Here is a 10,299-nt window from a genome sequence, read left to right as displayed (position 1 = left end):
TGGGCCACGGCCGTGCCTGCGCCGCAGGTACAGATCATCGCGTGCAGGAGGGACAGGGATGACGACAACCACATGGGTGCTGCTGGTGGCGATGGTGCTGGTGCTGTTCTGGGCCGTGGGCGCCTACAACCGCCTGGTGCGGCTGAAGAACGCGATCGCCAACGCCTTCGGGCAGATCGACGTGCAGCTCAAGCGGCGCTACGACCTGATTCCGAACCTGGTCGAGGTGGCCAGGCAATACCTGGCGCACGAGGCGCAGACGCTGGAGGCGGTGATCGCCGCGCGCAACCAGGCGCGCAGCGCCGAGCAGACGGTGGCCGGCGCACCCCTCGATGCCCGCGCCCTCGGCGCCCTGGCGGGGGCCGAGCAGGCGCTCGGTGGCGCCCTGGGACGCCTGTTCGCGGTGGTCGAGTCCTATCCGGACCTCAAGGCCGACCAGACCATGCGCGAGCTCAGCGAGGAACTGGCCAGTACCGAAAACCGGATCGGCTTCGCCCGCCAGCTCTACAACGACCATGTGCTCGAGCACAACGACGCCGCCGCGCAGTTCCCGACCCTGATCGTCGCGCGGCTGTTTGGCTTCACACCCTTGCCCATGCTGGAGGCCACGACCTCCGAGGCCGAGCGCCAGCCGGTGAAGGTGGCATTCTGATCGGGCCGGATGAAGGGCGGTGGCCGCCGCGCGTGCGCCGATGCTGATCTTCGAATCCCAGCGCGAAGCCAAGGGCCGCACGCGTCAACTGCTGTGGCTCTTCGTGCTCACGGTGTTGCTGCTGGTGCTGGCGGTGAACGCCGCGCTGACGCTGGCCTGGGGACTGACCTGGGGTTTCTGGCAGCCCGGCGGCTTCTCGCTGCCGCGCTATTTTTTCGAGGTGAACACGGGCGTGACGCTGATGTTCGTGCTCGGCGGCTGGTGGGTCGAAAGCTCGCGCCTGACGCATGGCGGTGGCGTGGCACTGGCCGAATCGGTTGGCGCGCGGGCGGCCCGGCGCTCGGGTGATCTGGACGAACAGCGCTTTGGCAACATCGTGCATGAGATGGCGATAGCGGCCGGCATGCGACCGCCGGCGGCGATGGTGCTGGCGCGGGACCACGCCATCAATGCCATGGCCACGGGATGGGACGAGGGTGATGCCGCGGTCATCGCCACGCGCGGTGCCCTGGAATGGCTGACGCGGGAGGAGCTGCAGGGGCTGGTGGCGCATGAACTGAGCCATATCCGCGAGGGCGACACGCGGCTGAACATGCGGCTGGTGGGCATGGTGTTCGGGCTGGAAACCCTGTATGCCTTCGGGCGTGAGCTGTTCCTGCCCGACGAGCACGACCGACGCCTGGTGTTCGCCCTGATCGGGCTGGGTTTGATGACCGCCGGCTGGCTGGGCTGGGTGGCCGGGCATGCGCTGCAGGCGGCGGTCTCGCGCCAGCGCGAATTTCTCGCGGATGCCCGCGCGCTGCAGTGGACGCGCAGCCGTGACGCCATCGGCGGCGTGCTGCGCAAGATCATGGGGCAGCGGCGTGCGGGCATCGAGGCGCAGCGCCTGGGTTCGTCGGTGCAGCACATGCTGCTGGTGGGCAATGAGCCGGGGGCGGTGGCTGGTTGGTTCGATTCGCACCCGTCGCTGCGCGAGCGCGTGCGCCGCATCTACGGTGGCGATCGGCCGCCGATTGATCCGGCAAGCGGTCGGGAGAAGGATGCCCCCGGGGGCTTTGCGGACACGGTGCCGTGCTACGACGCCATCGAGGCGCCGGGCTGGACCTTGAGTTGAGGATGCATGTTGAACAAGGATGCGAAACCCGGCCGCCGGGCGGCTGATCAGGCCCCGGGGGCGGCGGCCCCGAAACTGGCGCAGCAGTTGAGCCTGGTGGCCCAGTGCGTTAGGGGCGTGATGCAGGGGCAGTCGCTCAATGACCTGTTGGTCGAGGTGCCGGGCAGGCTGCGGCCGGGGGTGCAGGCGCTGGTGTTCCATGTGCTGCGGCGCCAGGGCAGGGCCAGGGCCCTGGTGCGACGGCTGGCGCCCCGGCGGCCGGCGCCTGCCGCCGAGGCGCTGCTGGTGTCGGCGGTGGCCCTGATGGCGGATGCCCTCGCAGGGCAGGAGGCACCCGAGGGGCTGCGCTATGAGGCGCACACGCTGGTGAACCAGGCGGTCGAGGCGGCCAAGCGGCGGCCCGAGACGGGGCGCCATGCAGCCTTCATCAATGCCTGCCTGCGTCGCCTGCTGCGCGAGGCCGATGCGCTGCAGGCCGGGCTGGACGAGGATCCCGAGGCGCGCTGGAACCATCCTGCCTGGTGGGTCGAGCGGCTCAGGCAAGACCACCCGGGGCACTGGCAGGCCATGCTGGAGGCGAACAACCGGCCCGGGCCCATGACCCTGCGTGTCAACCGGCGCCAGACCTCGCGCGACGCCTACCGCGAGGTGTTGATGGCCGCGGGCGTGCCTGCCACGCCGGTGGGCGAGGATGGCCTGGTGCTGGCGCGCGCGGTGCCGGTGGGCGAGCTGCCCGGTTTCGAGGACGGGGTGTGCTCGGTACAGGACGCGGCGGCACAACTGGCGGCGCCCCTGCTGCTGGAAGGATTGCCCGCCGTCCGGGCCGATGCCGGGCCGTTGCGGGTGCTCGACGCCTGTGCGGCACCGGGCGGCAAGACGGCGCATCTGCTGGAGCTGGCCGACCTGGACCTGCTGGCGCTCGACGTGGACGCGCAGCGCTGCGAGCGGGTGCGCGACAACCTGCGTCGCCTGCGCCTGCAGGCGCAGGTGAAGGTGGCCGATGCCGGGCAGGTGGCTGACTGGTGGGACGGGCGTCCGTTCGATGCCATCTTGCTGGACGCGCCTTGCACGGCATCGGGGATCGTGCGGCGCCACCCGGACATCCGCTGGCTGCGCCGGGCGCAGGATGTGGCGCAACTGGCAGCGACCCAGGCGCGGCTGCTGGAAGCGCTGTGGCCTTTGCTGGCGCCCGGCGGACGGCTGCTGTACGCGACCTGCTCGGTGTTCCGGGCCGAGGGCCAGGCGCAGGCGGAGGCGTTTCTGGCGCGCCACACCGATGCCCGCAGCGATCGCCGATTGGGACATCTTCTGCCCGGAAACGCCGGTCTGGTGGCCGACTTCGCGGACAATGTGCCGGGTGGATACGACGGTTTTTTCTACGCCCGGCTGGACAAGACAGCAAGCTGACGCATGCCGGCAGCCGGGTGCCCGGGCCGTCGGTTGGCGGGGGCTGGTGTGGCTGTGCCTGACGCTCTGGCTGCTGGTGCTGGTCACCGCGCCGGCCCAGGCGCGGGAGCCGACGGTCGAGCAGTTGGAGCTGCAACGCGATGCGGAAGGCCTGGTGCTGACCGCGCGGCTGGACATGGCGATACCGCCGGCGGTTGAGGACGCCTTGCTGCGGGGTGTTCCGCTGTACTTCGCCTGGCGTGCCGAGCTGTACCGCGAACGCTGGTACTGGGCGGACAAGCGTGTCGGCACGGTGGTGCGGACGATGCGCCTGGCCTATCAGCCGCTGACGCGTCAGTGGCGCTTGAGTCTGGCGGCCGAGCCGGCCGCGAACGGCTCATCCCTGCAGTATGCGGTGCATCAGTCCTTTGATACCCTGGCCGAGGCGCGGCGGGCGATCACGCGGCTGGTGCGCTGGCGGATCGCGCGGGGCGACGAACTGGAGTCCGATGCGCACCACCGGGTGGAACTGGAATTCCGGCTCGATCTGTCCCTGTTGCCCCGGCCGTTCCAGATCGGCCTGGGCAACCAGCCCGACTGGCGTGTCGAGTTCCGGCGCAACATGCTCGTGCCCCGGACCGTCGCGCCCGTGATCGATGCGCCGGCGCCTGAGATGGCTGGCGAGCCCGTGTCCTGACCTGGAGCACGGTGGTGCCATTGACCGAACACGTCCGTTCCCCGCACAAGCAGGCGGTTTCCCGCCGCTGGGCCCTGGTGACGGGGCTGGTGGTGATGTCCGGTCTGGCGCTGGTGCTGCTGTTCATGCTCACGCTGGCCACCGGCAACCGGGCGCTGTACGAGGAGAACTTCGCCTGGCTGGCGGTCGTGAACCTGGCGGTGGCGGTGCTGCTGCTGTCGGTCATCGTGTGGTTGCTGGTGCGCTTGTCCAAGCGCTGGCGACAGGGAAAGTTCGGTAGCCGCCTGCTGGCCAAGTTGGCGCTGATTTTCGCGCTGGTGGGTTTTTTGCCGGGCCTGCTCATCTACACCGTGTCGTACCAGTTCGTCTCACGCTCGATTGAGAGCTGGTTCGATGTCGAGGTCGAGGGCGCGCTGGCCGCCGGGCTGAACCTGGGTCGCACGGCCCTGGACACGATGACGGCGGACATCAGCACCAAAACCCGGCTGGTGGCCGATGAACTGGCACGGCTCGGTGGCAATCCGGGCGGCCTGGTGCTGGACCGGATGCTGCAGCGCCTGGGCGCCTCCGACCTGGTGCTGTGGAGCGCGTCGGGCCAGACCCTGGGCAGCGCCGGCGACTCCCGTTTCGTCCTGCGGCCCGAACGCCCACCGGCGACCCTGCTGCTGGCGGCCCGCAGCCAGCGGGTGGTGGCCCACATCGACGGCCTGGAAGACAGTGGCGGCGATGGCGAAGCCGCCGCCGCGCTGGCCGGCAACGCGCGCGTGCGCGTGCTTGCGCTGGTCAGCACCACGGGGTTCGGTTTTGGCGAGGAGCCGCGTTTCCTGCAGGTGACGGTGCCGTTGCCGGCGGCGCTGGTGGCCGACGCCCTGGCCGTGCAGGCGGCCAACCGCGAATACCAGGCCCGTGCGCTGGCGCGTGAGGGCCTGCGACGCATGTACATCGGCACCCTGACGCTGGCGCTGTTCCTGGCCGTGTTCGGGGCCATCCTGCTCGCGGTGTTGCTGGGCAACCAGCTCATCAGGCCGCTGCTGGTGCTGGCCGAGGGCATGCGCGAGGTGGCCGCGGGCGACCTGTCACCCAAGTCGGCCATGACATCGAAGGATGAACTGGCCGGCCTGACCCGTACCTTCGCGCGCATGACCCAGGATCTGGCCGATGCCCGCGCCGCGGTGCAGCGCAGCATGGGACAGCTGGACGCGGCGCGTGACAACCTGCAGACCATCCTCGACAACCTGACCGCCGGTGTCGTCGTGTTCGGTGCCGACGGTGTGATCCGCCATGCCAATCCGGGTGCTGCGCGCATCCTGAATCTGCCGATCGACGAGTGCCTGGGGCGTCGGCTGGTGGACATCCCCGGGCTGGATGTGTTCACCTCGGGTGTGGTGCAACAGTTCGAGCATTTCCTGGGCGAGGAACAGGCGCACGAGGGCGGTCACTGGCAGCAATCGTTCGAGCTGCGGGCGGGTGGTGACACCCCGTTCGATCACGGCATCACCCTGATTGCCCGCGGCGCGCTGCTGCCCAACGGCGAGCGCCTGCTGGTGTTCGACGATGTGACCGAAGTGGTGTCGGCGCAGCGGGCCAAGGCCTGGGGGGAGGTGGCCCGGCGCCTGGCGCACGAGATCAAGAACCCGCTGACACCGATCCAGTTGTCGGCGGAGCGGCTGGCCATGAAGCTGGAAGGCAAGCTGTCAGCGCCGGAAAAAGCGGTGCTCGACAAGTCGGTGCGCACCATCGTCGAACAGGTCGATGCCATGAAGCACCTGGTCAACGAGTTCCGCGACTATGCCCGCCTGCCCGCCGCGCGCCCCATACCGCTCGACCTCAACGCCGTGGTGCGGGACATCCTCGGCCTGTACGAGCACACCGAGATCCCGGTGCGGCGCGAACTGGCCGACGACTGCCCGCCCGTGCTGGCCGATCCGCAGCAGGTGCGCCAGATGCTGCACAACCTGGTGCAGAACGCGCAGGATGCCATGGCCGGACAGCCGGGCGCGAGCGTGCTGGTGCGGACCCGCCGTTCGGAGTCGGGCCGCTGGGTCCGTCTGACGGTGATCGACCAGGGCACGGGGTTTGCCGAACACATCCTCAAGCGGGCCTTCGAGCCCTATGTCACCAGCAAGGCCAGGGGGACCGGGCTGGGACTGGCGGTGGTCAAGAAGATGATGGACGAGCACGGGGGGCAGGTCGATATCAGCAACCGGGTGGTGGACGGTAAGGTGGTCGGGGCCCAAGTGTCGCTATCATTCGCAGTTGCGAATTGACAACAGGCACACAAATTACAGACAGAGGGAAATTGACAGCGTATGGCCAACATCCTGGTGGTAGATGACGAGCTCGGCATTCGGGACCTGCTCTCCGAAATCCTCAACGACGAGGGCCATGCGGTCGAGTTGGCTGAAAACGCGGCGCAGGCGCGACTGGCGCGGCAGGTGGCACGGCCCGACCTGGTGCTGCTGGACATCTGGATGCCCGATACCGATGGCGTGACCCTGCTCAAGGAGTGGGCGGCGGCCGGCCTGTTGACGATGCCGGTGATCATGATGAGCGGTCATGCCACCATTGACACCGCCGTCGAGGCCACCCGCATCGGCGCGTCGGCCTTTCTGGAAAAACCGATCACGATGCAGAAACTGCTCAAGGCCGTGGACCAGGGCCTGAGCAAGCCCATGCACCGGCCACTGGCCAGCGCCCTGGCGTCGCGGCCCGGTGCGGCCATGCCCATGCTGGCGCCGGCGGAGCTGACCGTGGAAGCGGCAATGACCGGTGGCAAGCTGCCGGAGCCGGTGCTCGACCTCGGACCGCAGTCGATGCAGTCGTTCAACCTCGATGGCCCCTTGCGCCAGGCCCGTGACGAGTTCGAGAAGGCCTACTTCGAATACCACCTGGCCAGGGAGTCGGGCTCGATGACCCGCGTGGCCGAGAAGACGGGGCTGGAGCGTACCCACCTGTACCGCAAGCTCAAACAGCTCGGCGTGGACCTGGTTCGCAGCAAACGATCCGGTGGCAACTGAAACGGGTCAGAAACCTGCTATAATTTCTTTCTCTGGCCCGGTAGCTCAGTTGGTAGAGCAGCGGATTGAAAATCCGCGTGTCGGTGGTTCGATTCCGCCCCAGGCCACCAGATAACGCAAGCCCTTGATTCCTGATGGACTCAAGGGCTTCGTCGCTTCTGGGGACGGCGCAACCCGCTTGGTTTGGTACACCGAGCAGGTACACCATGCTATCGTCCGCAGTGAGGCTGCCGGCCACCTTGGGTCGGCGCCGCAGCTTCATGGCCCAGCCTTTCAAGCATCCGCAGTCCGGGGTGTTCTACATCCGCCGCAAAGTACCGCCCGAGCTTCAGGCGGTGCTCGGACGCGAGTACAAAAAGACGCTCAAGACACGGGAGCCGGGCGAGGCCAAGCTACGGTTTGCCATGGCGTGGGCAGAGGCCGAACGGGTGTTCCAGCAAGCGCGGGCCGGCGTGCAACGTGCCCAGAGCCTGGGCTATCGTGATGCGCAGCTTCTGGCCCAGCAATGGGCGCAGTCGGTCAGCGCCGAGATGGACCCGCACGGGCCATTACGCTGAATGGCTTCTGGAGGAAAGCAGCACGGCCGTAGAGGCCTTGTACACGGCTTGTTGGGGGAATTGCTGCTCGACCGATTTTCTGATCCAAGTCTGTGTAGCACGTGCTCCTTCGTTTGTGAGGATGCGCAGAATGAGCGCCTTGAGCATCTGGGGTGAGCCCGGGCTTTTGACGCGCACGTCTACAGGGGCTTTAAGGATGCGTAGTTTGCCTAGCTCTTTTTCGTGTTGTTCTTGATAGCCTTTGATCGCTTTCGCCACGACGGCCTCAAGCTGCTTCTTGTGATACCGGGCATCGGCCCAGAGGTCGGGCCGGTAGCGGCGTCGGCCCGTTGGCTTGGCGTTATGTGCTGTAGTCATCATCTAGCCCATATACTTTTGTACTTAGGGATTTTGTCCAAATATTATCTTGGGGCTCGCATCGTGCAGTGGACGTGCCGGCTGTAGGTGGTCGGGCCGCGCGCCCTGGCCCGTGGTGGGTCTGGGCATTGAGGTATAGGCGGGCATGCAGGCGATTCTTCCGGGCTCGCTGCTCCTCCCCTTGACTTTCCGCAAGAGAGGTTCTATGCCCCGTCTATAGGCCTTCTTGGGTCATTCTGGTTGTGTCGGTCAGGCGCTGTCAATGCTGGGTTGCACAGGAGACTCCCGGCGCGGGTCAACGCAGTGCATCAACTCAGATGGTGTGACTTCAAGAGCATAGGCCAGCCGAACGATGTTGTGCAGTGAAAGATTGCGCTCGCCCCGCTCTACCGAGCTGACGTAGTTTGTGTGCAAGTCCGCTCGTTCTGCCAGTTTTTCCTGGGTCAGGAACCGTTCTTCTCGAAGGGCGCGGAGGGCTGCACCAAAGGTGATTTGCGCACGCTCCTTGGATGGTGGCCTGACAGGGATTCTTGACACAAGCCGAGTTTTGCGAGATACACGGCGAGTGTGAACACACTATGAGTTTGGTTGTGATGTGTTCTCGTTTCTATTGATCTTTGATATTGATGGGGCTGCATAAATGTTTCTTGGTGCTGTTTTCATGTTTGCGATATTTGGGTATCAGCTTGCGCTGCTTTATGCCGGGTTTGTCGGTGTCGAAGATTGGGTAGGTGGCGGCTGGGCATGGGGGTGGTTGATTGGATCAATTGTCCTTGGATATATGCTCAGGTTCACATTGCCTATAGCCGTAGGGGCGTTTATTGGAGCTGTGGAGGTTTTTCGATGGCACTGGATAGTCGCGATTATCTTTGCTGCGCCGGAATTTGCCTTAGGGGTGCCATATGTTCTGGCAGGGTTGTTGGAGATGCTTCGTCGATCTACAGGGTCGGATACGAGGGGCGGCCGTGTTAATGTGGCGAAGAGTGATCGTGTTGGAGGACGTATTGAACCAAGTTTTAAATATCAAGCAGCAGATAACAACGCGGGTGAAAAATCAGGTGGAATGCTGAGCCAAGCCCAAAGCGCTGCTGCAAGAGTGATCGTTGTTGGGTATAGGGATATCGCAAGAAGAATGGGGCAAGGCGTGGCACCAACAAATAAGACGAGTGATAGCAGATTGCTGGAGATATACAAAGCCGTTGCTGAGGCCTTTCGAGCAGCGGCTGACAGGAGGGGAGAGCATATAAAAGCAGAATGTTTGAATTTTATTGTTTGGAAATTTCTGCAGATTGAAGAGATGTATGGAACGGACCTCTTTGAGAAGCACTTGCATTATGAGGTCGAGAAGTATCTTCGGGATGGATTGCGGCCTGATTATCGGGAAGAGCTTTCTTTGATCTGAATTCTTTGTGGGGCGGATTCAACCCTGGTGTAATGGTGTAACTCTAAGAGACTGCTAGTAAGGGTGCATGAATGAGAGATGAAAAACCTACATCGATGAGATTTGTGAATGGAGAAGGTGGCCATAGTTTAATTGTTGAGGTTTATCGCTGCCAAGTTCCTTTGGGATAAAGTGTTGAGCGTTGATGGATCGTGTTCTTATGAAAGGCTAAGAAGATGGGTTTTTTCAGCAATCTGAGGGCAGCAAGTACGGTAAGTTATGCCGCGCGCTTTATTGAAAAGCATTTGCGCGTACAGGCCGAAATTGGCCGATTCAATGGAGATGCTCTAAAGCTTGGGGAGGGGTTGGTCATGGGCCTGTGGGAGTGAGTCCCAGAGCTTGCGAACCAGTCAGATAAACCAAAGCCAGTATGTGTTGCTGCTGCGGCCCTTGCTATGGGAATTCAGCAGGCGGATCAAGTGGGTAAAAAAGAACTGGGGGATGTGCTATTTAGCGCGCTGCAAACTCTGCTAATGTATGACGTGGCGAAGCTGGCACCGATTGAGAAAGCTACTAGGGTTGACCTGCGCTTGCTGGATATGGCATACGCTGTCATGGACAAAAAATAGTCCTCTGTGGATGTTCTGCGGATGATAAGAGAAATCGAAAGAGAAGGCCTATGATGAGAGATGAGAAACCAACTTCGGTACACTTCTCACAGCAAGAGCGTGGCTATAGCCAAACCGTTGAAGTCTATCGCTGTCAAGTGCCCTTGGAGGAACTGGAGGGGACGGAACGAGACGATGTGAAATTTTGCGGGCACTGTGCCAAGAACGTCTATCGAGTTCAGGATATCAACGGGTTTGTTGATATGGTCGCTGCTGGTCAGTGTGTTTGGGTTGAGCCACAGGACTACCTGAATTCTGGGTGTGCGCCTCTTCTGGGTTCTCCCTCGCCTCCTTGTGATCCGATGCCGTCTGATCCTTTCGGTCTATTGGGATTGGAGCGTTTGTTCGATCCAATACTACTTAACCCTATCGGTCTGTACGATTTTGAGCATTTGCTGGCTTTGAAGTTACAGGAGGCGGATTTTTATCTAATCGGCGATCTGATTCAAACGACGGAAGAACTACTATCG

The 10,299-nt window shown here is 63.6% G+C and carries 11 protein-coding genes and 1 tRNA gene; 10 read left to right on the top strand and 2 right to left on the bottom strand.

What is annotated here, in order from left to right; translation table 11 throughout:
- The first annotated feature begins 58 nt into the window (after positions 1-58).
- The 8 genes from PHQ87_RS10950 (at position 59) to PHQ87_RS10915 (ending at position 7,423) form a co-directional block, all read left to right on the top strand.
- Positions 59-652 carry a LemA family protein gene (locus PHQ87_RS10950; RefSeq protein ID WP_300233999.1) on the top strand — a complete coding sequence of 198 codons (594 nt, stop codon included), beginning with the start codon at positions 59-61 and terminating at the stop codon, positions 650-652.
- Positions 653-692: 40 nt separating this feature from the next.
- Positions 693-1,766, top strand: a complete 1,074-nt coding sequence (locus tag PHQ87_RS10945) for a M48 family metalloprotease (RefSeq protein WP_300233996.1) — start codon at positions 693-695, stop codon at positions 1,764-1,766.
- Between the two features lie 6 nt (positions 1,767-1,772).
- Entirely contained in the window at positions 1,773-3,173 is a 1,401-nt protein-coding gene (gene rsmB / locus PHQ87_RS10940) for a 16S rRNA (cytosine(967)-C(5))-methyltransferase RsmB (protein ID WP_300233994.1), read from the top strand.
- 46 nt (positions 3,174-3,219) lie between these two features.
- Entirely contained in the window at positions 3,220-3,849 is a 630-nt protein-coding gene (locus PHQ87_RS10935; RefSeq protein ID WP_300233991.1) for a DUF4390 domain-containing protein, read from the top strand.
- A 14-nt stretch (positions 3,850-3,863) separates the two neighbouring features.
- Entirely contained in the window at positions 3,864-6,116 is a 2,253-nt protein-coding gene (locus PHQ87_RS10930) for an ATP-binding protein (protein ID WP_300233988.1), read from the top strand.
- A 42-nt stretch (positions 6,117-6,158) separates the two neighbouring features.
- A complete protein-coding gene (locus tag PHQ87_RS10925) occupies positions 6,159-6,866 on the top strand; it encodes a response regulator (RefSeq protein ID WP_300233986.1) in 708 nt (235 codons plus the stop codon).
- Positions 6,867-6,900: 34 nt separating this feature from the next.
- Positions 6,901-6,976, top strand: a tRNA-Phe gene (locus tag PHQ87_RS10920).
- A 150-nt stretch (positions 6,977-7,126) separates the two neighbouring features.
- The gene (locus PHQ87_RS10915) at positions 7,127-7,423 is read left to right on the top strand and encodes a DUF6538 domain-containing protein (RefSeq protein WP_300233984.1); all 297 of its coding nucleotides are present in this window, start codon (positions 7,127-7,129) and stop codon (positions 7,421-7,423) included.
- On the opposite strand, the gene PHQ87_RS10910 is transcribed toward PHQ87_RS10915, so the two are convergent.
- Both PHQ87_RS10910 and PHQ87_RS10905 read right to left on the bottom strand, forming a co-directional pair.
- Entirely contained in the window at positions 7,415-7,783 is a 369-nt protein-coding gene (locus PHQ87_RS10910) for a hypothetical protein (protein WP_300233982.1), read from the bottom strand. The two genes, PHQ87_RS10915 and PHQ87_RS10910, sit on opposite strands and share 9 nt — an antisense overlap.
- A gap of 246 nt (positions 7,784-8,029) precedes the next feature.
- Positions 8,030-8,317, bottom strand: a complete 288-nt coding sequence (locus tag PHQ87_RS10905) for a helix-turn-helix transcriptional regulator (protein ID WP_366524467.1) — start codon at positions 8,315-8,317, stop codon at positions 8,030-8,032.
- A 124-nt stretch (positions 8,318-8,441) separates the two neighbouring features.
- Here PHQ87_RS10905 and PHQ87_RS10900 point away from each other — a divergent pair, with 124 nt between their 5' ends.
- Together PHQ87_RS10900 and PHQ87_RS10895 are read left to right on the top strand one after the other, a co-directional pair.
- The gene (locus PHQ87_RS10900; protein WP_300233980.1) at positions 8,442-9,182 is read left to right on the top strand and encodes a hypothetical protein; all 741 of its coding nucleotides are present in this window, start codon (positions 8,442-8,444) and stop codon (positions 9,180-9,182) included.
- A 658-nt stretch (positions 9,183-9,840) separates the two neighbouring features.
- Positions 9,841-10,299: hypothetical protein (locus PHQ87_RS10895; RefSeq protein ID WP_300233977.1), on the top strand; the 459-nt coding region annotated here is incomplete at its 3' end.

The sequence above is a fragment of the Hydrogenophaga sp. genome (assembly GCF_028698005.1).
GTDB lineage: Bacteria > Pseudomonadota > Gammaproteobacteria > Burkholderiales > Burkholderiaceae_C > Hydrogenophaga.
This window is presented reverse-complemented; position numbering and strand designations above follow the sequence as displayed.

Coding starts and splice junctions, on each gene's coding strand:
- PHQ87_RS10925 (WP_300233986.1), top strand. CDS start 6,159: ATGGCCAACATCCTGGTGGTAGATGACGAGCTCGGCATTCGGGACCTG.
- PHQ87_RS10900 (WP_300233980.1), top strand. CDS start 8,442: ATGTTTGCGATATTTGGGTATCAGCTTGCGCTGCTTTATGCCGGGTTT.
- rsmB (WP_300233994.1), top strand. CDS start 1,773: ATGTTGAACAAGGATGCGAAACCCGGCCGCCGGGCGGCTGATCAGGCC.
- PHQ87_RS10910 (WP_300233982.1), bottom strand. CDS start 7,783: ATGATGACTACAGCACATAACGCCAAGCCAACGGGCCGACGCCGCTAC.
- PHQ87_RS10950 (WP_300233999.1), top strand. CDS start 59: ATGACGACAACCACATGGGTGCTGCTGGTGGCGATGGTGCTGGTGCTG.
- PHQ87_RS10945 (WP_300233996.1), top strand. CDS start 693: ATGCTGATCTTCGAATCCCAGCGCGAAGCCAAGGGCCGCACGCGTCAA.
- PHQ87_RS10915 (WP_300233984.1), top strand. CDS start 7,127: ATGGCCCAGCCTTTCAAGCATCCGCAGTCCGGGGTGTTCTACATCCGC.